Source organism: Sphingomonas sp. FARSPH (assembly GCF_003355005.1).
Classification (GTDB): domain Bacteria; phylum Pseudomonadota; class Alphaproteobacteria; order Sphingomonadales; family Sphingomonadaceae; genus Sphingomonas.
Genome location: NZ_CP029986.1, coordinates 212,290 through 235,595 on the forward strand (window position 1 = coordinate 212,290; position 23,306 = coordinate 235,595).

The window sequence follows — 23,306 nt, forward strand, 5'->3', positions numbered from 1 at the left end:
GAGCCGCAAGGCTCTCGTGGGGCCGTTGCGCGGCGCCCGGCTCTGGGCGATCACGGCCCGGATGCCTCGATCGCCCTTCGTCCGGCCGAGCGTATCGCCCGACTTCCCGATCAGCTGAGCAACCCGGCCGCGTGTTCCGGTGGTGGTGGCATCGAAACTGACTCGCTGCGGCGCTTGCAGGTGACTCATAGCAGCGGAGCGGCGCGATGTTCGAGAGCTGCCTCTCCGCCTTGGGCGCTTACCGACGTTTGTTGAACACCAACCGCTGCAAGGGGCGGAGTGGATTGGCGAACTCTGAGGTGGTGCCGGTTCTCTGGACAGGAGGCTAAGCTATCCCGGACGTGAGGGATGGACGGCAATGAAGACGACGCGGAAGCGGTATACGGGCGATTTCAAGGCCAAGGTGGCGCTGGAGGCGATCCGGGGCGACCTGACGCTGGCGGAGCTGGCGACGAAGCATGGCATTCACCCGACGGTGATAGCGACGTGGAAGCGGCAGGCGATTGACGGCATGGCCGCGACCTTCTCGGGTGCGACCGAGGCGGCGAAGGCCGCGGGCGACACCGAGATCGAGAAGCTGCACGCCAAGATCGGGCAACTGGTGGTGGAGCGGGATTTTTTGTCCAAGGGGTTCGCGCGATGAGTGTCGCGCGACGGCGGCAGATGATCGAGCGGGAGCATGCCAGCCTGTCGATCGCGGCGCAGTGCCGGCTGGTGTCGATCAGCCGGTCGTCATTTTACTATGTGCCGACGCCGGAGACGGCCGAGACGCTGGCGCTGATGGCGGTGATCGACGCCTCGTTCCTCGACTACCCCTGGTATGGCAGCCGTCAAATGGCGCGGCACCTGTGCCGCCTCGGCCATGCGGTCGGGCGTCGGCGGGTGCGGCGGCTGATGACGAAGATGGGACTTGCGCCCATCTACCAGCGCCCACGGACGAGCGATCCGCACCCGGAGCACCGGATCTACCCGTACCTGCTGCGCGATCTGGAGATCACCCGGCCGGGTCACGTCTGGTGCGCCGACATTACGTACCTGCCGATGCGGCGGGGCTTCCTCTATCTCGTCGCCGTCATGGACTGGGCGTCGCGGAGGGTGCTCGCCTGGCGGTTGTCGAACACGATGGACGCGGAGTTCTGCGTCGAGGCTTTGAAGGAAGCGTTGGCGCGCTTCGGCAGGCCCGAGATCTTCAACACGGATCAATGCAGCCAGTTCACCAGCGCCGACTTCACCGACGTGTTGCGCGATGCCGAGGTGCGGATCAGCATGGACGGAAGTGGCCGCTGGATGGACAACGTCTTCATCGAGGGGCTTTGGCGGTCGCTGAAGTACGAGTGCGTCTACCTGAACGCGTTCGAGACCGGCTCCGAGTTGCGGACCGGGCTCGGCCAGTGGATCAGCTATTACAACGGGCAGCGGCCTCACTCTCGCCTCGGCGGCAGAACGCCGGACGAGGTGTACGGGCAGATCGCGGCAACGCCATATCCGGGGCATGCCCCGGATATGGCGTTCACCAGAATGGCGGCGTAAACCAACTGGGGTATAGCTTAGCTCAGCCGCCAAACTAACCAGAAAGGCGAGACCACCTCACCGTCGATTGGCCCTGCATTTGATAGCAATGAGTTAGCGCGACCCGTCCTCGACCGACCTTAAAGCGCGTTTCTGACCGTATACGTAGAGGATCGTCAGGCAGACGAGTGCCCAACCCGATCCCACTGCCCAGCCTGCAAGCACGTCCGTTGGCCAATGAACACCGAGGAACACGCGCGAAAAGCCAATGCCCATGACCAATGCGATCGATGCGCCGACAAGGAACACGCGGCCACCACGGGTCGGTGCCCATTGCGCGGCTAGCAGGGCGATCGATAGATAGACGATCGCCGAATTCGCCGAATGGCCGCTTGGAAAGCTCGCGGAACTGAAAGGCGCCCAGTGCTCCACCACATCGGGACGCGCCCGGCCGAACCAGGGTTTCACGAGCGCTGTGATCGACGTCCCAACACCTGCCTCGGCTACAACGAAGGCAGCCAGAGCCGTTTTTCTACTGGCGGCGGCGAAACCGGCGGTGAGCATCACGACGAGGGTCAGGGTTGCGGTATCCCCCAATGCGGTGAGATCAAGCATCGCGGCACGTAGGGGTGCGATGCCACCCAGATGGTCTCGCACCCAATAAAGGGCTGAACGATCGAAGGCATTTGTTTCGCCTTCCCGGATCTCGGAGCCGAGTTTCCAGACAACGAAGCCGACGATCGCAGCCACGGCCAACGTGACCATCAACAGGAGCTCAGGCCGGCGCCGCAAACGGTCCCACACCATCGTTAACGTCGCCATGTCGCTACCCGCCAGACATAGGCAACCACGAGCAGGACGATGATTCCAAGCGAGATCGGTCCGACGAAACGCTCGACCGCGCCATAGCCCTGCCCCAAGGCAGAGCCGGCGACGGCTAAGATCGACGTCCAGGCGGTGGTACCAAGGAGAGACCAGAAAACGAACTGGCCGAATGGCATCGCCAGAAGTCCTGCCGGGATCGATACGATCGAGCGGATCGTCGGCACGAGACGTCCCACGCAAACGAAGAGCGCTCCCCCGTTGGCAAAGAGGCGTTGCCCGCGGTCGACGTCGTTCCGGCTTATAGTGAGCCATCGGCCATACCGTTCGATCAAACCGTCGAACCGCGTAATGCCAAGCGCGCGTGCGACGAGATACCAGGCGATGTTTCCTGCCATCGCACCCGCGGTTCCTGCGGCGATCACTCCCGGCAGCGCCATCACGCCGCGACCCGACTCCATGCCCGCAAATGGCATGATTACCTCGGAAGGCAGTGGCGGGAACACCGTTTCTGCAAACATCAAAGCCGCGATACCGAGGTATCCGAGCTGCGCGATCAGGTCTTGGATCCAGCTGTCCATCGTTCACCAATTTAGACCGATGGCGCGGCCAGGGAATGGCCGCAGGATTGTGATTTCCCAATCTTAGGGGCCGAGTGCCGGTTTTTGCGGCGTGTATTGGGAGATTGTATAGTTCCGGCAAGTCGGAGCCAATCGACTGCACCTATGCCGGCGCCATGCGCACACCCTTTCTTCTCGTCCCGTTAATCATCGCCGGCTGCGGCACCGAACCGTCCAAGTCGCCCGCAGGTCCGCCGGCCCATGCCGAGCCGGTCGCGCACGAGGCCGAACTGCTGAAGCTGACCCTGACGCCGCAGGCCCAGCAGCGACTCGGGATCGCTCTCGTCCGCGTCGCGAGCGGTTCGGTCAGCGCCGCGCGACAGGTGGCCGGCGAGATCGTGGTACCGCCGACCAGCGCTAACGGCGTGCCCGTCAACTCGACCACCAATCTTCAGCAGATCGGCAGCCAGCAGGCCGCGGCGGACGCCGAACTGGCGCGCGCGACCGCACAGGCGCGGCTGGCGCGGATCGCCCTCGACCGCGCCGCCAGCCTGGTGCGCGAGGAAGCGGGCAGCGTGCGCGGTCGCGACGAGGCCGCCGCGGCGCTGGCTGCCGCCCAGGCCGCGCTCGGCGCCGCACGCCAGCAGCGACAGCTCCTCGGACCGGCGGTCGCGTCGATAGGGTCCCAGGCAACCCTGTGGGTGCGCGCATCGGTGTTTGGCAGCGACGTGGGCAATGTCCGCCGTGACGGCGCCGCAACCGTTCGCAACCTGGGTGAAGGCGGTGCGCCGCGATCCGCACGACCGGTGCAGGCTCCGCCATCGGCCAACACCAACGCAGGCACCGTCGATCTCTACTATGCGGTCGACAATCGCGACCGGGCGTTCCGGGTCGGTCAGCGTGTTGCGGTCGACTTGCCGCTCGCCGGGCAGACCGAGGGACTTTCGGTGCCGTCGGCCGCGATCCTGCGCGATATCTATGGCGGCGAGTGGGTCTATCGGAAGACCGCGCCCGACACCTTCGTCCGTCAGCGCGTCGAGGTCGCATCGGAGAGTGGCGGTTGGGCGTTACTCGCGCGCGGGCTAGCGTCGGGCGCGGAGGTCGTGACCGATGGCGCGGCGGAGTTGTTCGGGACCGAATTCGGGGCGGCGCACTGATGCTCGGCCGGTTCGTCCATTTCGCGCTTGCGCAGCGCGTCCTCGTCCTCGCGCTCGCCACCTTGCTGGTCGTGCTTGGCGTCCGCGCCGGGCGAGACGTGCCGCTCGACGTGTTCCCCGAATTCGCCCCGCCGATGGTCGAAATCCAGACCGAGGCGCCGGGCCTGTCGACCGAGGAGGTCGAGAGCCTGGTGACGGTGCCGATCGAGACGGCGGTCAACGGCGTGCCCGGCCTTATGACGCTGCGCTCCAAGTCGGTGCTGGGACTATCGTCGGTACAGATATTATTCGAGCGCGGGTCCGACGTGGTTCGCGCGCGCCAGATGGTCGGTGAGCGGATCACGCAGGTCCAGCCGCGCCTGCCGCTCGCGGCGCGTCAGCCGGTGCTGATGCCGCCGCTGTCCTCGACCAGCCGCGCGATGAAGGTCGGGCTGTCCTCGAAGAAGCTCGACCAGATGCAGATATCCGAGCTGGTGCGCTGGACGATCCGGCCGCGGCTGATGGCCGTCCCCGGCGTCGCCAACGTCGCGGTATGGGGCCAGCGCGATCGCCAGCTTCAGGTGCTGGTCGATCCCGACCGCCTGCGCGCCGCCGGCGTGACGCTGGCCGAGGTCCGCGCCGCAGCGGGCGACGCGGTGCTGGTCGGCGGCGGCGGGTTCGTCGATACGCCCAACCAGCGCCTCGCGGTCCAGCAGGCGGGCACGGTCCAGACTGCGGCCGACCTGAGGCAGGCGATCGTCAAGCAGGCGGGCGAAGCGCCGGTCCGCATCGGCGACGTCGCTCGCGTGGTCGACGGTTTCGCCGCGCCGATCGGCAACGCCATCATCGACGACGGCCCCGGCATCATGCTGATCGTCGAGAAGCAGCCGACCGCGAACACGCTGGAACTGACCCGCGCGGTGGAGGTCGCCTTCGCGGAGCTGAAGTCTGGCCTGAAGGACGTGAAGGTCGATACCACGATCTTCCGCCCCGCGACCTTCATCGAACGGTCGATCGACAACCTCACCCGCGCCCTCCAGATTGGCTGTGTGCTGGTCGGGGTGGTGCTGTTCCTGTTCACTCGCGACTGGCGGCAGGCGACGATCAGCCTCGTCGCGATTCCGCTGTCGCTGCTCGGCGCGGGCCTAGCATTGCTGTGGTCTGGAGCGACGATCAACGTGATGATCATCGCCGGGCTCGTCATCGCGCTGGGCGAAGTGGTCGATGACGCGATCATCGATGTCGAGAACATCGCGCGCCGCCTGCGGCTGAACCGCGAATCCGCCGATCCGAAGCCTGCGTTCGACGTGGTGCTCGCCGCCTCTTTGGAGGTGCGTTCGGCTGTGGTGTTCGCCTCGCTGATCGTGATGCTGGTCTTCGTGCCGATCTTCTTCCTCGGCGGCGTCGCCGGCACCTTCTTCCAGCCGCTCGCCGTCGCCTATGTTCTGGCGATCGGCACGTCGCTGCTCGTCGCGCTGACCGTCACGCCGGCGATGTGCCTGCTCCTTCTCCCGAATGCGCCGCTCAAGGAGGAGCGCGACACCCGGTTCGTGGCCGCTCTGAAGCGTCGCTACGTCGGCTTCCTGCCGCGCGTCGTCGGGCGGCCGTCGCTCGCGGTCGGCATCGTCGCCGGCGGGCTGCTGCTCGCCGGGGTCGGCTATGCGACCTTCAAGGACCAGTTCCTGCCCAATTTCCGCGAAACGGACTTTCTGATGCACTTCGTCGAGAAGCCGGGCACTTCGATCGAAGCGATGGACCGGATCACGATGCGCGCATCGAAGGAATTGCGCGCGATCCCCGGCGTGCGCAATTTCGGCGCGCATATCGGCCGCGCCGAGCAGGCCGACGAGGTGGTCGGCCCGAATTTCACGGAATTGTGGATCAGCCTCGACGAGAACGCCGACTATGACGCGTCGGTGAAGCGGATCAAGGACGTGGTCGAGGGCTATCCTGGTCTCTTCCGCGACGTGCTGACCTATCTGCGCGAGCGCATCAAGGAGGTGCTGACCGGCGCCGGGGCCACGATCGTGGTTCGCATCTATGGTCCAGATCAGGAAGAGCTCCGTGCGGCGGGCGCGCGTGTCCGGTCGGCCATCGCCGGCATACAGGGCATTTCTGACTTGAAGCTCGAAAGCCAAGTGCTCGTACCACAAATTCGTGTCCGCCCGAAACCGGCCGAACTGGCGCGGCTCGGACTGTCGGCCGGCGAGGTCCGGCGGCAAGCTCAGATTCTCGTGGCGCAGCAGAAGGTCGGCGAAATCTATCGCGACCAGAAAGCGTTCGACGTCGCGGTTTGGGGCGAGCCGGCCGTCCGCAACAACATTCACGCATTGCGCGATCTGATGATCCAGGCTCCGACGCTTGGTGGCGCGCTGCCGAGTAGCGGCAGTTGGTCGGGTGCCGGTGCGCCGGTACGGCTCGGCGATATCGCCGATGTTGATATCGTCCCCGCCCCCAACGAGGTGAAGCGCGAGAACGGCCAGCGTCGGCTGGACGTGACGATGAACGTCGCGGGCGCAGACTTGGGAACGGTGGCGCAGGCGGTCGATGCCGCGGTCGCCAAGGTGCCGTTCGCCACCGGCTATCACCCCCAGGTTCTGGGCGAATATGCCGCGCTGAAGGATTCGCGTCAGCGGCTCTGGTCCACCGGCGCGTTCTGCCTGATCGGCATCCTGCTCCTCGTGTGGATCGAGTTCCGCTCACGCCGCATCACCGCGCTCGTCGGCGTCAGCCTGCCGTTCGCGCTGGTCGGCGGCGTGGCGGCGGTGGCGCTCACCGGCGGTGTGCTGTCGCTGGGCTCGCTCGTCGGGTTCGTCACCGTGATCGGCATCGCGGCACGCAACGGCATCATGCTGCTCTCGCATTATCAGCATCTGGAACGTCACGAAGGCGTGGCGTTCGGGCGCGAACTGGTGCTGCGCGGTGCGGAGGAGCGGCTGGTGCCGATCCTGATGACCGCCGCATGCGCCGGTCTGGCGCTCGTGCCCTTGATCGTCGCAGGCAACGCGCCTGGGCACGAGATCGAGCACCCGATGGCGATCGTGACCCTCGGCGGCCTCATCTCGTCTACCGCGCTTAACCTGCTGCTGCTGCCGGCGCTCTACGCTCGCTACGGAGAGGAACGCGCGGCCTCGCCCTCGCCCGAGCGCAAGGAGGCGCTGGCATGACGCATCGCTGCCTGACGCCGATCCTCGCACTGCTCGCTTCGGCGTGCATGAGCGTGCCGAGGTCGCCGCCCACGGTCGCGCCGGGGAGCGCCACGGGCGGGTTCGCGACGCTACCCATCGCGTCCATCGCGCCCGTTCCGGACGACTGGTGGCGGCTCTACGACGATCCGGTGCTGGACGGGCTTGTGCGATCGGCACTGGCCGCAAATGCCGATCTGCGCGTCGCCTACGCCAATCTCGACGGCGCGCGCGCTGCGCTGCGGCAGGCACGGGCCGCGCGACTACCGCAGACCACGATCGAAAGCGCGCTGGGCGTCGACAACCCCGCCTCGCAGCCGAGCGCATCGGGCAACGTGCCCACGACGGATTACGATATCGCCGCGACGGTGAGCTGGGATATCGATCTGTTCGGTCGGCTGCGCTCCGCTGCGACCGCGACGCGTGCCGATGCCGACGCGCAGGTCGCCGTCGTCGACGGGCTGCGGGTCGCGGTCGTCGCCGACACCGTCCTCGCCTATGTCGACCTGTGCGGGTCGACCCGCGCGATCGCCGCCGCGCGCGCGGTCGCAACCGCGCAGGATCGCTCCGTCGGTCTCGTGCGCGAACAGCTCCGCGCCGGTGAGGTGTCACCGCTGGAGGTATCGCAGGTCGCGACGATCGCCGCCGCGACCCGCGCCGCAATCGCGCCGTTCGAGGCGCAGCGTGCCAACGCGCTCTACCGCCTCGCAACGCTTCAGGGGCGGCCACCCGCTGAAGCACGCGACTACAGCTTCGCCTGTACCGCCGCGCCCCGCTTGCGCACCGCCGCGCCGGTCGGCGATGGGACTGCCCTGCTGCTGCGTCGCCCCGACGTGCGCGAGGCGGAGCGTCGCCTTGCCGCCGCGGCGGCGCGGGTCGGTGTCGCCCGCGCGGACCTCTACCCGCGCGTCAATCTCGGCGGCGCGTTGGGGCTGCTCTCCGGTGGGATCAAGGCGGTCGCCTCGCCGCTCGTGACATGGGCTTTTCCCAATCAGGCGCCGGCGCGTGCCCGGCTCGAGCAGGCCCGTGCGACCGAACGCGCCGCGCTCGCCGGTTGGGACGTCGCCGTGCTACGATCCCTGCGCGAAGTGGAGACAGCGCTGGCCGCCTATGACGCGGAGACGCGGCGCAATCGCGATCTGGAAACGGCCGCACGCGAAGCACAGGCCTATGCCCGCCGGGCCGCGGCTCGCGTCCGCCTCGGCGACGCACCGGGCCTGCTCCAGGTCGACGCGCAGCGCGCGACCGCGGCCGCTACGCTCCAGCAGGCTCAGTCCGACCTGGCAGTTTCGCAGGGCGAGGTCGCCTTGTTTCGCGCGCTCGGCGGCGGGTGGCGAACGGGAACCGCTTCCGAGTAGAATATGGTCATGCGCATCCTGATCATCGAGGACGATCTCGAAACCAATCAATTCGTCGCCAAAGGTCTGAGCCAAGCCGGCCATCAGGTGAGTACGTGCGCCGATGGCCGAGATGGACTGTTTCAGGCCACCGGCGGCGACTTCGACGCGATCGTGCTTGACCGGATGCTGCCCGGCCTCGACGGCCTGGCAGTCGTCAAGGCGCTGCGGGCAGCCGGCGACGCGACGCCGGTCATCATGCTGACCGCGGTCGGCGGCATTGCCGACCGGGTGGAGGGGCTTGAGGGCGGCGCCGACGACTATCTCGTAAAGCCCTTCGCCTTCTCGGAGCTTGCGGCGCGGCTGAACGCGCTGGGCAGGCGGCCTGCCGCGCGGGTGGAGTCACCTACTCTCACCGTCAGTGGAATCGCGCTTGATCTGCATCGGCGGACCGTCGAGCGCGACGGTCGTCGGATTGTCTTGCAGCCCCGCGAGTTCGCCTTGCTCGCCGAGCTGATGCGCAACCCTGGCCGCGTCATGACCCGTACCATGTTGCTCGAGCGGGTCTGGGATTTCGATTTCGACCCGCAGACGAATATCGTCGAAACCCATCTCTCCCGCCTGCGATCGAAGCTGAATGCCGGTTTCGAGAGGGACGCGATCGAGACCGTTCGCGGCGCCGGCTACGTGCTGCGGGCCGAATGATGCTGAACCGCTTCAGGCGCTCGACCTCCGGCCTTGTCACCCTCGTTGCGCTCCTTCTCGGCATGGCGACGGCTGTCATCGGAACGGTCGCCTACGAAGTGACGCACGAGGCGCTGGAGCAGCAGCTCGATCACCGGATCGAGGCGGAGATGCGCTCGCTGATTGCGGAAAGCCGCGGTACGATGCCGGGCCTGACCGCCGCGATCAGGCGCAGAAGTGCCGCCCGATCTACCTCCAGCCTCGATTACATCCTCCTCGATCGCGAGGGGAATGCAATCGCCGCGACGATCGTGACCGATCATCCCGCCGCTCCCGGATACGAAGAGTTCCTGCACTATCGACGCGGAGAAGCCGTCGGGGTCGCCCAGGCGCTGACGACATCTCTTGGGGCCGGCACGTTGATCGTCGCGGCGGATCGCAGCGGGCTCGACGAGATTGATCGAACGCTCATGCAGCTGTTCGCCGGCGCTCTGGCGGTGACGCTGCTCATGGGGAGCGTTTCCGCGCTGCTCGTCGGCTGGATTACGCGGCGGCGGCTTGCGCGGATCGACGCGACCGCAAAGGCGATCATCGCAGGCGATTTCACGCGCCGGGTGCCGGTCGACGGCTCGGGGAGCGAGTTCGATCGCCTCGCCCGGACCATCAATTCGATGCTCGAGCGGATCAATACCCTGCTCGACAATCTGCGGCAGGTATCGAGCGACGTCGCACACGACCTGCGGACGCCGCTCACGCGCCTCTACAATCGTCTGGATGGCGCGCTCTCGGGTCATGAGGCGGAGCCGCAGCGGGGTGCAATCGAGGCGGCGAGGAGCGAAGCGGCCGAATTGCTGGAGATTTTTGCGGCGCTGCTGCGGATCGCCGAGATCGAAGGAATGCAGGATCGATCCCGGCGACAGCCAGTGGACCTGACGGCCTTGGTGGAGCAAATGGGTGAAACCTACGCGCCCGATTTCGAGGCGAACGGACATCGCTTCGAAGTCGATGCAGGCCCTGGCGCCGTTATCCACGGGGATCAGCGGCTCCTCAGTCAGGCCGTGGCCAATCTGCTCGACAATGCCTTGCGCCATACGCCTGCAGGAACGCTGGTGCGGCTTGTCGGCGAAACCGGCGGCCGGACTGCGAGCATCACCGTGCGGGACGACGGACCAGGCGCGGCGGTTGCAGACCCCAGCACGTTGTTCCGCCGGTTCGTGAGGGTCGAGCACGCCAGGGCCTCCCCCGGCAACGGCCTGGGGTTGGCCTTGGTGGCTGCGATCGTTTCCGCGATGGGAGGTGACGCCCGGATCGATAGCGGACCGGGGTTCGCGGTGATCCTCACTTTTCCGACCGTCGATGTCGGCCTGAAACCTGCCTGACGGACCACGGCGTTGGTAGGATCACCGCCAAAATTACGATTCCCCAATGTGGCCGAGTGTTCGATTGTCATCGTCCTCGAAGTTTTCCATTTTCGGCGGCGGGAGGCGCGAGTTAGGTGGAGATGATCAAGCCCGTTGAAAGTCTGCCGCTCGATGTCCTCTACGGCGTGCATCGCGCCGAGCTGCTGCGCTTTCTGATCTCGCGTACGGGCGATCCGTCCGAAGCCGAGGATCTGGTGCAAGACCTTTGGCTCAAGGCAAGCCGCGTCAGTGCTGGTCCGACGGCGAACGGCCGGGCCTATCTGTTCCGAATGGCGCAAAACCTGATCGTCGACCGCGCACGCGAACGGCAACGCCGAATGCGGCGTGAGCGGTTGTGGATCGACGACGGGGCACCACCCAGCGCCGCGTGCGAGGAACGCGTCGATCCCTCGCGTGACGCCGAGAAAGCGCTGATCGACCGCGAGGAGCTCGCTCGCTTGTCGCAGGCGATCGAAACGGTTCCCGACGGAGCGCGTCGGGTCTTTGATCTGCACAAGTTGAAAGGACTGTCGCACGCGGAGGTTGCCGCCCAGCTGGGCATCTCCCACAGCGGTGTCGAAAAGCACATGGCGGTTGCGATGAAATATCTTCGTCGCGCGCTGGCCGACTGAGGGCGAACGATATGCGTGTCGTCTTTGATCGCTTAGGATTTTTCGGAAAGGCTACCGCGCAATGAGCGCGCCCCGTCAAAGTGACGATGACGTCTTCGAGCAGGCCGTTGCCTGGCACCGCGCCCTCGCGCGTGACGACGCCGATTGGGACGCGTACATGTCATGGCTCGACCAGGATCCAGCGCACCGGGTCGCCTTTGATGAGGTCGCATTGCTGGACCGCATGATCGAGGATCATGCTCCTTCGCTGCAGCGCGAAGAGGACGCGGGCGTCGCCGATCATGCCCCGCAAAACACGCGCAAGCCCCTCTGGATCGGAGGCTCGATCGCCGCAGCGCTCGCGGCAGCGATCGCCTTGCCCATGCTGACGAAGACCCCGGCCGACATGGTCTATCACGCCGCCGCACAATCTCGGAGCATCACGCTCGCCGGCGACACGCGCGTGACGCTCGCTCCCCGGTCGAGCCTTGTCGTTCAGGCTGGCGATCCGACGAGACTGCGGCTTGCAGCGGGCGAGGCCTATTTTGCCGTGCCTCATGTCGCCGGTCGCACCTTGTCGATCCGGGCGGGTGATTATGACGTTCGTGATATCGGTACGAAATTCTCGGTCAATCTTACGCCGTCCTTCCTGACCGTTGCCGTGGCGGAGGGAAATGTGTCCGTCCAGCCGCATACGGGCAACGCCGCGGCCGTTCCGGCCGGCAAACAGCTTCTCGCCGAGCGCGGGCGCGGCCGCGCTCGTCTTTCGACGGTGGTTGCATCCGACGTCGCCAGCTGGCGACGCGGCCGGCTCGTATATGCCGACGCGCCGCTCGACGTCGTCGTTGCCGACCTCTCTCGTTATACGGGCAAGCGGGTGAGCGTCGATCAAAGGCTGCGAAACCGCAAATTCTCGGGAGTGCTAGCGATTGCCAATGGTCCGGGGATGTTTCGCGATCTTGCAGAGCTCATGTCTATCTCAAGCCGCCCTGATGGTGCTGGTGTCCGCTTCATTCCTGTCGGTGAGCGCTGAAGCGGTTGCACAAGCATCGGTCCGACTCGAAAAATCTACCGCCATCACCATCGACCTGCCGGAAGGCACGCTTGAAGCAAGCGTCGCACTGCTCGCGCAGCAGGCGGGCATCGCGGTCGCGTGGCTCAGTCCGCTTCCGAAAGCCATGGTCCCGCGCCTCCGCGCGCGGCTGACACCGCTGGCTGCCCTGCGGCGATTGCTGGTCGGTACAAAACTGACGGTCACGCAGGTGGGGCCGAGAACATATCGCATCGAATCCCGCGGGAATCTGCGGCCCCGGACGCAACCGGTGCCGCGCACGCCCCGCGCTGCGCCGCCCATCGCGGTCCCGGAAGAGCTGCAGCAACAGGAAATCGTCGTCACGGCGCGAAAGATCATCGAGCCGGTCAGCGGCGTTCCGGGCGGGATTGCCGTCCTGCAAGGCGCCAGGCTTCCGGGCGGCCGCCTCGGTTTCGCGTCGACCGACGTCGCCCTCGGGCTGGAGGGGCTGTCACTGACGAATCTGGGACCTGGCCGGAACCGGCAATTTATCCGCGGGGTCGCCGACAGTCCGTTCAATGGCCCTAGCCAATCGACCGTCGCGGTCGTCCTCGACGAGGCGCGCATCACCTTCGACGCGCCCGACCCCGATTTGCGACTGGTCGATATGGAGCGGATCGAGCTGCTGAAAGGGCCTCAAGGACCGCTCTACGGCTCGGGTGCGCTGGGCGGCGTCTATCACATGGTGACGAGGAAACCCGACCTCGCCGCACATCAGTTCCACACGAGTGTCTCGACCGAGATCGTGCAGAGCGGCGGGGTAGGCGCCGGCATCGAGGGAATAGTCAACCTGCCGCTAGCCGACGATCGCCTGGCCATACGCGGCGTGGGATATGCGTCGCGCGAGGCGGGTTGGATAGACCGCGTTGGACAGAAGCGGAACGCCAATCGCGCAGAAACGACCGGGGGACGGCTGGCGGTGCGCTGGCAGCCCGATCCGGTCTGGAGACTGGACGTCGCCGGCACCCTGCAGAATGTGAATACGCGGGACAGCCGTTATGTCGTCCAGGAGGACGTGGTCCGCCGCCCGGCCGGTATCACCGAACCCAGTGACAACGACTTTTCGGCGCTCAGTGGATCGCTCGCAGGTCGTATCGGGGATTTAAGACTTCTGGTCTCTTCCAGCTACGTCCATCACGCGGTCGACTATGTCCAGGACGCGACCGATGCCGCGCCGGCGTTCGGGCGTGTCGGCCCCCTTCGCTTCAGCGACACGCGACGCTACTCTGTCCGCAATTACGAAGCGCGACTGTCGTCGGCGACGCCGGGCGCCTGGTTGATCGGCGCCTCGTACATGCGCGCTGTTAGTGATGAAACCGGAACGATTGAATCGATCAGCCGCGATCCCAATTCGGCTCAGGTGCAAAGCCGGTTGCGGCGCGTGGTGGAGATTGCCGGGTTTGGTAATGCGACCCTCAACGTCGCGCCGCGCGTTCAGGCGACTGTCGGCGCCCGCGTCTCCCACACGGCCGACGAGGACGAAACTGCGGAGGAAGCTGGCGCTACCGTCAGTCGGATCGGGAAAACGACGCTCTCCCCCAGCCTCGCCGTATCGTGGCGCCCGCCCGGCAGGGGACTGGTCTATCTGCGTTACGCCCGCGCGGTGCGCCCAGGCGGCCTCGCGCCCAATGCGACCACGCAAGCGACGCGCTTCGATGCCGACGAGTTGGGATCTGCCGAACTGGGTTATCGGGGATATCTGCACGGCGACACGCTTCGCTTCGACGTCGGCGCCTTTCATACGAGCTGGTCCGGCATCCAGAGCGATTATCTGCTTCCGAGCGGGCTGGTATCGACACGTAATGCCGGCAGCGCAGCCGTGCTCGGCGCAGAGATCAGCGTGGATTGGGACGCATCGGCAAGGCTGCGCATTTCGGCAGGCGCAAGCTATGTCGACGCCAGGCTGACGCGAAGCGAGGACGGCGTGGAAGTCGATGATCGTCGGCTGCCGATCACGCCGGATCTCAGCGCCCGGCTCGTCGCCGCCTGGCGTTTGAACGTCGGACACTGGTCGGGGTCATTGGGAGGACAAGCGAATTACGTCGGCCATGCCCATCTGACCTTCGATCCCGCCGCCGATCGCACGATGGGAGGATATGCTCTGCTGTCGGCCAACGCGCAGATGAGCAGAGACCAATGGACGGTCACTGGCCGAATAGACAATCTGCTCGACACGACCGCAGATACGTTCGCATTCGGCAATCCGTTTTTGAAGGAACGCCAGTTCACACCCCTGCGACCCCGGACCGTCACGCTGTCGGTGTCACGCTCCTGGTGATCGGACGCAGTCGGTAGGTCGCAACGTAACCGACGTGATCCGACAGCATGCTGCCCGACGCATCCCGGCCGAACGGGGTCGTGATGCGGACCGCGTCGAGCGCCATGTCGGCACCGTCGAAGTGAAGCTGCCAATCACGGGCCCGCCGCAGCGACCAGCGTGCATCGCGGTCGAGAGCACCCCCTGTTGCCGCCACCTGCCGCAGGGCGTCGCGCACCACGGGTTGTGCCGTCCAGCGCTGTACAGCGGCCTGCATCGGGAGCCGGCGAGCCGGCACCGACCCGACGTTGAGGTCTCCGGCGACGATCAGGGGGCGGCGTTCATCATGCGTTCTGGCGATAAACGCGGTCAGGTAAGCGAACTGCCGCTTCCAGGCGGCGTCGGCCCGTTCGGCTGGCACGCCCGACGCACCGCGGCTGTTCAGATGCGTGGTCAAAACGTCGATCCCGCCGGGGGCGTCCGGTGTTCCGATCGTCGCGATCATCGCGCCCTTTGCCGCGAGACAGTCGTAGCCGGCGCAGTCATAATGCGGGAATGTCTAGCTACGGACGCGGAGGATCGGGTGGTCCGACATTATGGCAAGTCCACTGCCGACAAATTTGCCCTCAGTCTCACCAACCGACCACCGCGCGGCATCGGCGAAAACCCGCTCGTCGGTAGATGGCCGGCCTTCCGTCGTTGAACCGGTTCCCGGCCCCAGCGCGGCATATCGATAGCCTGACGCGCGGATCATCTCGCGTGCGCCTTCAGTGAATGCCTCTTGGACGACAGCGATATCCGGCGAATCTCCGCGCAGGTGCATTGATCGCAGGGTAGCGGCGATGCTTTGCAGCGCAGCGACACGGCCCCCTGCGACAGGCCACGGCAACCCTTTCACATTGTAGGTCAAAAGGGAAACGCCGTGAGCGATGCGCGGCGCGCGCGATGGTATCCGCGCCGCTGGGCTGGCCCCACCACCGGCAGCGCCGGCGAGCGCGACTGCCGCTGTGATGACCAGTGCTGCTGCACCCAAACGCCCGATCATGCCTTCTGCCTCCAGCTGAGCGAAGGACGGCACGCAGCAGCAGCAGCCGCAGTCGACCATTGCCGAAGAATTTTTGATCCGCTGACTGCGGTGGGTCGCTGTGGTGCCGTTTAACCCCGTCAACGAGGGACGGGCGGTCGATGAAAGCCGGGCGAAACTATAGACGAATGCGTCGCATGACGCCGCTGGGAGCCCTCTTCTTGCGCGGCGGTGCATGAATGACGCCGAGCGCACCATCGAAGCGCCTGCTTCTCTCGATCCATGACGTCAGCCCGCGCTTCGAGTCCCAGGTCGACCGCCTGCACGACCTGTTGAGCCGCTACGCACCCGTCGATCGCATCGCGCTGCTCGTCGTCCCGAACCACTGGGGCACGTCACCGATCACACCGGGCAGCCCCTTCGCGACCAAACTACGCGATCTCGCGCACCGCGGCGCAGAATTGTTCCTGCACGGCTATTTCCATCGGGACGATAGTAAGCACGACGGTCGTCTCGCCCGCCTGAAGGCAACGCAGATGACCGCGGGAGAGGGCGAGTTCCTCGGCATCGACGAGGCCGCTGCGCGTATCAAGATGCAGGCGGGCAAGAGCCTGCTGGAAGATATCGCGGGCACCCCGGTCGCAGGCTTCATCGCCCCAGCATGGCTCTATGGTCCCGGCACCTCGGCCGCGCTCGCCGAAATGAATTTTGCCCTCGCGGAGAACCATTTCAGGGTCTGGCAACCCGGCACGGGCCGGACGCTGGCGCGTGATCCGGTGTTGACCTGGGCGAGCCGCAGCCGGTCCCGCATCCTGTCGTCCTTGGCGGCGGCGCGCACCCTTCCCTTGGCAATGCGCTTCCTGCCGACCGCGCGCATCGGCGTGCATCCGGGAGATGCGCGGGTCCCGGCGATCATGACCAGCATCGAACGCGCTGTCGCCGGGCTCGTCCAAACCCATGAACCCGCGCGCTACGCCGATCTGATGAAGGCTTAAGCCATGAAGATTTTGACCTTCCTGCACAGTTTCGAACCCGGTGGCGTCGAACGCATCGCGCTGCGGCTCGTGCGCGAGTGGCGCGCGTCAGGCTATGATGCGCCGCTCTTCATGGGCCGGACAGACGGCGCGATGCGCGACGATGTCGGGGTCGATCTCGTTTATCATAGCCCGCGACAGCCGCGGATCGGTTCGGGGTGGTGGGAAACGATCTGGATGATCGTCACGCTACCCGGCTTCATTCGACGGACACGACCCGACGCACTGTTCTGTGCGGGCAACACCTATGTCGTGGTCGCGGTCGCGATGAAACTGCTGCTGGGCCGCGCCTGTCCTCGCATCGTCGCGAAGATCAGCAACGACCTCGACCTAGCCGATCAGCCCCGAGCCGGTCGTATGGGCTACCGCCTGTGGCTCCGCTTCCAGGGGATGTTCATCGATCGGGCTGTCGCCATGGCCGAACCGATGGTTGGCGAGATCGCAGAATACCTTCGCATCGCTAGAACACGCATCGACATAGTCCCCGATCCAGCCCTCTCCGACGCCATGATCCGGGATTTGCGCAAAAAGTGTGCGCGCACGCCTACGGTCACGCAAGGTCGTCGATTTCTCGCCGTCGGACGCCTCGTTCCCCAAAAGAACGTCGCGCTCATGCTGCGCGCGTTCCAGCGGGGCGCACAGGTCGGCGATCACCTCACCATCGTCGGTGATGGACCGGAACGTCCGAAGCTCGAAATTCTGGCTGCACGGCTCGGTGTCGATCGGGCGGTGACGTTTACCGGTTACGTCGCAGATCCGACGAGCCTCTTCAGCCATTTCGACGCCCTCCTGCTTTCGTCGAACTACGAAGGTGTGCCGGCGGTCGTCCTCGAAGCGCTCGCCGCCAACTTGACGGTGATTGCGACCGATTGCAGCCGGAGCATGGCGACACTACTCGCTGATGGCCGTCTCGGATTGCTGGTGCCGCCCGGTGACACCGCGGCACTCGCCGCTGCCATTAGCGCCGAATGGCCGCCCCGGAACGAGCAGCTCAGTCTCGATCAGGCGCGGCGCTTCACGATCGAGCGGTCCGCCGAGCTATACGCCGCCAGCTTCCAGCGAGCGACACGGTCCGCGGGCGCGACGACGCTGGCCCCGACCGGCACCGCCCCCACGATCGCCTGACGATCAGCCTCCAACCTGAGAGCAATATGCCACCGGTCGTATCCGCCCTGAGCCCTGCCGCGAGCATCGATGCTCGCACCATCCTGCAGCTCGAACCCAAGCCTCTCCTGGAAGGACGTCGACAATGGTCCGCGACTCTCAGGGGCGCCTTGTCGTTGCTGATCTTTTCTGCGGTCGCGTGGCAGCTGCGCACGATCAATCTGCCGGATCTGGCCGCGATGCTGCCGAGCAGTGGCGCGTTCTGGCTGACCTTCACCTGCTATTTCCTCGCCGGGCCGGCATTGGAGTGGTGCATCTACCGGCGGCTGTGGAGTTTGCCGGCGATCGGCTTCCCCGCTCTCCTCCGCAAACTGATCAGCAACGAGATGCTGCTGAGCTATTCCGGCGAGGTCTACTTCTATGATTGGGCCAGGCGGCACCTGAAGCTCGCCACGTCGCCGTTTGCGGCCATCAAGGACGTCGCCATGTTGAGCGCGCTGGTCGGTAACGTCGTCACGATAATCCTCGTGCTTGCTGCCGCGCCGCTGTTCCGAGGCCTGTCCCTCGGCACCGATGGACGTCACCTGGCCGCCTCAATTGCGGTCGTCATCGCTTCTTCGACAGTTATCCTCGTACTGCGCCGGCGACTGTTCAGCCTTTCCCGGCCCGATCTGCGGTTCGTGATATTCGTCCATACCGCGCGGATCGCGACCACCACATTGCTTGCGGCAACGCTGTGGCATCTGCTCCTGCCCGCAGTCGCGCTCGAATGGTGGATCGTGCTTGCCGCCACGCGACTGCTGCTGTCGCGATTGCCGTTCATGCCCAACCACGATGTCGTTTTCGCCGGCGTGGCGACGTTTCTGGTCGGTGCGACTTCGCCCATCGCCGACGCCGTCACTCTCGTGGCCGCTACGTCGCTCGCTGGATTGATCCTGTGTGGCTTGCTGCTCGGCACGAGCAGCCTGGCTAGGATGCTCGCCCGATGAGCGTTCTCTTCCTACTCGCAGCGCAGGCTATGGGCTCAAGTCCTGACTTGGGAAAGAGCGCGGGTCGCTGCCGCCCCGAGGAAGATGGTTCTGCCTTTCTGGTGGAGATCGTTGGTCTGAAAGATAGCAGGGGCTTGCTGAAACTCGAGCTTTATCCGGATCGCGACGGCGACTTTCTTGCCGACGACAATGTATTGCTCGCTGCGGGCAAGGCCTTCAGACGGGTGGAAATCCCGGTGCCAAGCTCGGGTCCGGTGGCGATGTGTATCCGCGCGCCAGGACCCGGTCGCTATGCGATCAGCATTCTTCACGACCGCGACGGGGATCGACGCTTCGCATTGTCGAAGGATGGCGTGGGCTTTGCCGGCAATCCCAAGCTGGGCTGGTCGAAGCCTCGCGCGGATACCGCGAGCGCGAGCGTCGGCAACGGCCCGGTGCGTATCCGGATCATCATGAACTACCGCCGCGGGCTCGTCTCCTTCGGACCTATAAAGGACTGACCATGCGCATCGTCGATGTCTGTGCGTTCTGGACTCCTCATGGCGGCGGTGTCCGGACCTATATAGAAGGCAAGATGCGAGCGACCCGTCACAGGGGTGACGAGATCGTGGTCGTCGTTCCGGGCGAGCGCCTCGAGACGGCGGTCACGGACGGCGGCACGATCGTATCTATACCGGGTCCGCGTTTTCCCCTCGACACCAGATACCGTTACTTCAACGACGAGGAGGCGATGCATCGCGTCCTCGACGACCTGATGCCGGACGTCGTCGAGGTGTCGTCGCCTTGGGGAAGTCCCGCGATGGTCGCCCGGTGGCGCGGCACGGCGCTGCGATCGCTGGTGATGCATGCGGATCCACTCTCCGCCTATGCGTACAGGTGGTTCGGATCGATCGCAGCGCGCGATACGATCGATCGACGCTTCGAGATGTTCTGGCGCCATCTTCGGAGGCTCAACGAGGCGTTCGATCTGGTGGTGTGCGCCAGTGAGGGACTGACTGGACGCATGATCCAGGGCGGGGTCAGCAAAGCGACGACGATCCCGATGGGCGTGACTCCTGGTCTGTTCTCTCCCTCCCTGCGCAATCCGGCGCTCCGCGCGCATCTGCTCGCCCGGTGCGATTTGCCCGAGGATGCGACCCTTCTCATCGGCCTGGGCCGACATGCGTCCGAAAAGCGCTGGCCGATGGTTATCGAGGCCGTCGCGGCCGCCGGGAGCCGTCGGCCGGTGGGGCTACTCCTGTTAGGGCACGGACGGGACGAGGCGACCGTCGTCCGGGGACTGTCAGGAATTTTGTGCGGGAGGCCATAGGATGGAATGGAAGGGACCATCGATATGGCAATCGACAAGGACGTTTTGGACCAGCTTCTGGCTGGTCGTGACCCGCAGGAGCTGTTTGCAAAGGACGGTCTGCTCGACGAGCTGAAGAAGGCGTTGTCGGAGCGGATGCTGTCGGCTGAGCTCGACGATCATCTGGAAAGCGAAGGCGCCGCAGGCACCATCAACCGGCGCAACGGGTCATCGAGGAAGACGATGCTGACGGGCACATCGAAGGTGACGCTGGACGTGCCACGCGACCGGGCGGGGACGTTCGACCCGAAGCTCATCGCCAAATACCAGCGCCGTTTCCCCGACTTCGACGACAAGATCGTCTCGATGTACGCGCGCGGGATGACGGTGCGCGAAATCCGCGGGCACCTCGAGGAGCTGTACGGGATCGACGTCTCGCCGGACCTGATCTCGACCGTCACCGATGCGGTGCTGGAGACGGTTGCCGAATGGCAGGGTCGGCCGCTCGACGCCTGCTATCCGCTGGTGTTTTTCGACGCGATCCGGGTGAAGATCCGCGACGAAGGGTTCGTCCGCAACAAGGCGGTCTACATCGCGCTGGGCATTCAGCCGGACGGGACCAAGGAGGTGCTCGGCATCTGGATCGAGCAGACCGAGGGGGCCAAATTCTGGCTGCGCGTCATGAACGAGCTCAGGAACCGCGGCGTCGCCGACATCCTGATCGCCGTCGTCGACGGCCTGAAGGGGTTCCCGGAGGCGATCAACGCTGTCTTCCCCGAGGCCATCGTCCAGACCTGCATCGTCCATCTGATCCGCAACAGCATGAGCTTTGCGTCCTGGAAAGAGCGCAAGTTCATCGCCCAGGCGTTGCGCGGCGTCTACCGTGCCGAGACGCCCGAGGCCGGCATGGCTGCGCTGGAGGCGTTCGAGGCAGGCCCCTGGGGCCAGAAACACCCGGCCATCGCCATAAGCTGGCGGCGACACTGGGACCAGGTGATCCCGTTCTTCGCCTTTCCCGAGGGCGTCCGCCGGATCATCTACACTACGAACGCCATCGAGGCCCTGAATTCGAAGGTTCGCCGTGCCGTCCGTACCCGCGGCCATTTCCCCGGTGACGATGCCGCGATGAAGCTGTTATATCTCGTGCTCAATCACGCGGCGGACGAATGGAAGCGCCCACCGCGCGAATGGGGTGAGGCCAAAAGTCAGTTCGCCGTAATCTTCGGTGAGCGCTTCGTCATCTAATGACGGTAACCGGCCTCCCGCACAAAATTCCTGACAGTCCCGTCGTCCGTGCGGCGAAGGGCAATCCGCATGTTCACCTCGGTGCCCCGGTGTTTGACCGACCGCACCTCGCCACGATCCTCGCCAGCGCAGACGCACTGGTCCATGGTTGCGAAGCGGAAACGTTCTGCATGGCAGCCGCGGAAGCTCGTGCCAGCGGCATCCCGATTATCGTACCCGATCTTGGCGGGGCTGCGGATCAGCTGCGCCCCGGCTTCGGCGAGAAATACGTGGCGCGCTCGGCTGCATCGCTTGCCGACGCCATAGTGCGGCAGATTGACGCAGGCGAGACAATGTTGAGGCGCGCCTCCTCCGCCGCTGACAGCGTGACAGACATGCAAGCGCACTTCGATGCGTTGCTCGCGACCTATCGCGCCACGCGACGCGGCGCGCCGATCCTGCAGCAGGTCGCCTGACGATGTCGTGGTTCGATTACGACCCAGCGACGTGAAGCTGATCGACCGATACATCTTCGCGCAGACCTGGCGCAACTTTGCCGCGATATGCGGGATCATCGTCGCCTTGTTGTTACTCGAAAACCTCTCCCGACTCCTGCATCTGCTGGAGAACGTGGAAGAACCCATCTCGCTTCTGCTTCAGTTCCTGCTCGCGCTCGTGCCGGAATATCTTGGGCTTGGCATCCTGGTAGCGATATTCCTCTCGACGGCGCTCGCCGTTCGATCGCTGAGCCTCGCGGGAGAATGGCAGATTCTCGCTGCGACCGGCGTGTCGCCGACCCGGCTTCTCCTGATACCAATGATGTTCGGGGCGGTCGGCGCGACCGCAGAGACCGCCATCAACTTTCACTATCGACCCGTCGGAGAGCGCAGGCTCGATCAATTGTTGGACGAGGTTCGGCTCGGTCGGCACGGCGTCGGTGCGGCGATCCGCTCGATCGTCAGCTTTCCGAACGGCGTGACGGTCACGATCGACGGCCATGATCGCGCGACGGGTATGTTGACCGGGGTATTCGTTGCCATGCCCGAGGTAACGCTCACGGCTCCGCGGGCACGCGCCACCCACGATGGGTTCGGCACAATCGTGCTTAGGCTGGAGAATGGTCGAGGACTGACACGCAGACGTGACGGGTTCAACGTCCTGTCCTTCCGATATCTGACGGTTCGGATCGCAACCACAAACGAGAAGGCGTCTACCGTAAGTCTGCCCGCGCTCGATCGTCTTCCTCTGGACGAAATCGTCGAATTGGCGATGCGCGAGACCTCGAGATCCCAAACTTCAATGCCGGCGCTCGCTTCGATCGCGTCACGGCTGACCTACAGCCTCATGGCCCTCGTCGTTCCCATCCTTGGCATCGCACTGGGAGCACCGCCCATGCGCGGAAGGTCCGGGGCGGGACTCGTCTTGGGTATCCTGATGATCGTCGGGTTCGTCCGCGCGGCGTCCTTCGTAGAAAGCTCTGCGTTGCAGCGACCAGTCCTCGCCAGCGGCGTGCTGATGTTGCTGAGCGGCGGAGCAGCCGGTCTACTTTGGCGGTTCGAAATCAGATCCGGACCAGGCTTCGTAGATCGATTGATCGATCGTCAGCTCGTCAGTCCTCTCCTCTACCTTGCGAAGGGGAAGGCACGAACAACGCTCAAGGTATGGTGCTAGCGGCGACCGCTCGTTCATCTACATTGGGATTTCTAAACTGCCGCCCAACCTTGGTGCAAACTAGGGTGGCGTAGAGAGAAAAGCGTGCCCGATCCGGCACGCAGGAGATAAAGTCATGATCAGGAAGACATTGATCGCTGCCGCTACCGCTGCGCTCGCCACCGTCTCGGTCAACGCCGCCATGCCGACCACGAAGCTCGGAATGGCGAAGGCGCGAGCGATCGCGCTGAAGGCAGCGCCTGGCCGCGTCCAGAAGGCGGAATATGAGAAGGAAGGCGGCGGATGGCGCTATTCGTTCGACATCCGCCAGGGCAACCGCATCCACGAGATCGGTGTCGATGCGCACACCGGCAAGATTGTCGAGGACAAGTTCGAAGCACTGGGCGACAAGGACTGAGT

22 protein-coding genes are annotated in these 23,306 nt (G+C 65.3%); 18 read left to right on the forward strand and 4 right to left on the reverse strand.

Going from position 1 to position 23,306, the window contains the following annotated elements:
- Positions 1–358: 358 nt before the first annotated feature.
- A protein-coding gene (locus DM480_RS16910) for an IS3 family transposase (RefSeq protein ID WP_115381694.1) occupies positions 359–1,530 on the forward strand; the annotation gives its coding sequence in 2 pieces (ribosomal slippage) (positions 359–614 and positions 614–1,530; 1,173 coding nt in all).
- A 93-nt stretch (positions 1,531–1,623) separates the two neighbouring features.
- Here the strand turns inward: DM480_RS16910 and DM480_RS16915 are convergent.
- Both DM480_RS16915 and DM480_RS16920 read right to left on the reverse strand, forming a co-directional pair.
- A complete protein-coding gene (locus DM480_RS16915) occupies positions 1,624–2,331 on the reverse strand; it encodes a phosphatase PAP2 family protein (protein WP_115381696.1) in 708 nt (235 codons plus the stop codon).
- The gene (locus DM480_RS16920) at positions 2,319–2,912 is read right to left on the reverse strand and encodes a DedA family protein (RefSeq protein ID WP_115381699.1); all 594 of its coding nucleotides are present in this window, start codon (positions 2,910–2,912) and stop codon (positions 2,319–2,321) included. Before DM480_RS16920 ends, DM480_RS16915 begins: the two co-directional genes overlap by 13 nt.
- Before the next feature lie 155 nt (positions 2,913–3,067).
- Between DM480_RS16920 and DM480_RS16925 the strand changes: the two genes are divergently transcribed.
- From DM480_RS16925 to DM480_RS16960, 8 genes are all read left to right on the forward strand, one after another.
- Positions 3,068–4,048 (forward strand): efflux RND transporter periplasmic adaptor subunit, encoded by a 981-nt coding sequence (locus DM480_RS16925; protein WP_115381770.1) that lies wholly within the window; start codon positions 3,068–3,070, stop codon positions 4,046–4,048.
- On the forward strand, positions 4,048–7,194 hold the full coding sequence (locus DM480_RS16930; RefSeq protein ID WP_115381701.1) for an efflux RND transporter permease subunit: 3,147 nt from the start codon (positions 4,048–4,050) through the stop codon (positions 7,192–7,194). The genes DM480_RS16925 and DM480_RS16930 overlap by 1 nt, the downstream gene beginning before the upstream one ends.
- On the forward strand, positions 7,191–8,570 hold the full coding sequence (locus tag DM480_RS16935; protein ID WP_115381703.1) for an efflux transporter outer membrane subunit: 1,380 nt from the start codon (positions 7,191–7,193) through the stop codon (positions 8,568–8,570). The genes DM480_RS16930 and DM480_RS16935 overlap by 4 nt, the downstream gene beginning before the upstream one ends.
- A 9-nt stretch (positions 8,571–8,579) precedes the next feature.
- Positions 8,580–9,254 carry a response regulator transcription factor gene (locus DM480_RS16940; RefSeq protein WP_064311321.1) on the forward strand — a complete coding sequence of 225 codons (675 nt, stop codon included), beginning with the start codon at positions 8,580–8,582 and terminating at the stop codon, positions 9,252–9,254.
- Positions 9,251–10,612, forward strand: coding sequence for a sensor histidine kinase (locus DM480_RS16945; RefSeq protein WP_232834222.1), 1,362 nt, complete (start codon positions 9,251–9,253; stop codon positions 10,610–10,612). The genes DM480_RS16940 and DM480_RS16945 overlap by 4 nt, the downstream gene beginning before the upstream one ends.
- A gap of 122 nt (positions 10,613–10,734) precedes the next feature.
- On the forward strand, positions 10,735–11,265 hold the full coding sequence (locus DM480_RS16950; protein WP_115381704.1) for an RNA polymerase sigma factor: 531 nt from the start codon (positions 10,735–10,737) through the stop codon (positions 11,263–11,265).
- A 61-nt stretch (positions 11,266–11,326) separates the two neighbouring features.
- Positions 11,327–12,277, forward strand: a complete 951-nt coding sequence (locus DM480_RS16955; protein ID WP_115381706.1) for a FecR family protein — start codon at positions 11,327–11,329, stop codon at positions 12,275–12,277.
- Positions 12,237–14,594 carry a TonB-dependent receptor gene (locus DM480_RS16960; protein WP_198665975.1) on the forward strand — a complete coding sequence of 786 codons (2,358 nt, stop codon included), beginning with the start codon at positions 12,237–12,239 and terminating at the stop codon, positions 14,592–14,594. The genes DM480_RS16955 and DM480_RS16960 overlap by 41 nt, the downstream gene beginning before the upstream one ends.
- On the opposite strand, the gene DM480_RS16965 is transcribed toward DM480_RS16960, so the two are convergent.
- Complete coding sequence (locus DM480_RS16965) at positions 14,566–15,078, reverse strand: hypothetical protein (RefSeq protein WP_115381710.1); 513 nt, start codon at positions 15,076–15,078, stop codon at positions 14,566–14,568. The two genes, DM480_RS16960 and DM480_RS16965, sit on opposite strands and share 29 nt — an antisense overlap.
- 54 nt (positions 15,079–15,132) lie before the next feature.
- Positions 15,133–15,618: a hypothetical protein gene (locus tag DM480_RS18000; protein WP_125471589.1), complete on the reverse strand. Its 486-nt coding sequence runs from the start codon at positions 15,616–15,618 to the stop codon at positions 15,133–15,135.
- Between the two features lie 218 nt (positions 15,619–15,836).
- Between DM480_RS18000 and DM480_RS16970 the strand changes: the two genes are divergently transcribed.
- From DM480_RS16970 to DM480_RS17010, 9 genes are all read left to right on the forward strand, one after another.
- On the forward strand, positions 15,837–16,592 hold the full coding sequence (locus DM480_RS16970; protein WP_115381712.1) for a polysaccharide deacetylase family protein: 756 nt from the start codon (positions 15,837–15,839) through the stop codon (positions 16,590–16,592).
- Positions 16,593–16,595: 3 nt separating this feature from the next.
- Positions 16,596–17,756, forward strand: a complete 1,161-nt coding sequence (locus DM480_RS16975; protein ID WP_115381714.1) for a glycosyltransferase — start codon at positions 16,596–16,598, stop codon at positions 17,754–17,756.
- Positions 17,757–17,905: 149 nt separating this feature from the next.
- Positions 17,906–18,724 (forward strand): hypothetical protein, encoded by an 819-nt coding sequence (locus tag DM480_RS16980; protein WP_115381716.1) that lies wholly within the window; start codon positions 17,906–17,908, stop codon positions 18,722–18,724.
- Complete coding sequence (locus tag DM480_RS16985; protein ID WP_115381718.1) at positions 18,721–19,224, forward strand: DUF2141 domain-containing protein; 504 nt, start codon at positions 18,721–18,723, stop codon at positions 19,222–19,224. Before DM480_RS16980 ends, DM480_RS16985 begins: the two co-directional genes overlap by 4 nt.
- Before the next feature lie 2 nt (positions 19,225–19,226).
- Positions 19,227–20,033, forward strand: a complete 807-nt coding sequence (locus DM480_RS16990; protein WP_115381720.1) for a glycosyltransferase — start codon at positions 19,227–19,229, stop codon at positions 20,031–20,033.
- 24 nt (positions 20,034–20,057) lie between these two features.
- Entirely contained in the window at positions 20,058–21,257 is a 1,200-nt protein-coding gene (locus tag DM480_RS16995) for an IS256 family transposase (RefSeq protein WP_062127390.1), read from the forward strand.
- Positions 21,257–21,712: a glycosyltransferase gene (locus DM480_RS17000; protein ID WP_115381722.1), complete on the forward strand. Its 456-nt coding sequence runs from the start codon at positions 21,257–21,259 to the stop codon at positions 21,710–21,712. The genes DM480_RS16995 and DM480_RS17000 overlap by 1 nt, the downstream gene beginning before the upstream one ends.
- A 31-nt stretch (positions 21,713–21,743) precedes the next feature.
- The gene (locus DM480_RS17005; RefSeq protein WP_157968821.1) at positions 21,744–22,907 is read left to right on the forward strand and encodes an LptF/LptG family permease; all 1,164 of its coding nucleotides are present in this window, start codon (positions 21,744–21,746) and stop codon (positions 22,905–22,907) included.
- Positions 22,908–23,022: 115 nt separating this feature from the next.
- Positions 23,023–23,304, forward strand: a complete 282-nt coding sequence (locus tag DM480_RS17010; protein ID WP_115381726.1) for a PepSY domain-containing protein — start codon at positions 23,023–23,025, stop codon at positions 23,302–23,304.
- Positions 23,305–23,306 lie beyond the last annotated feature (2 nt).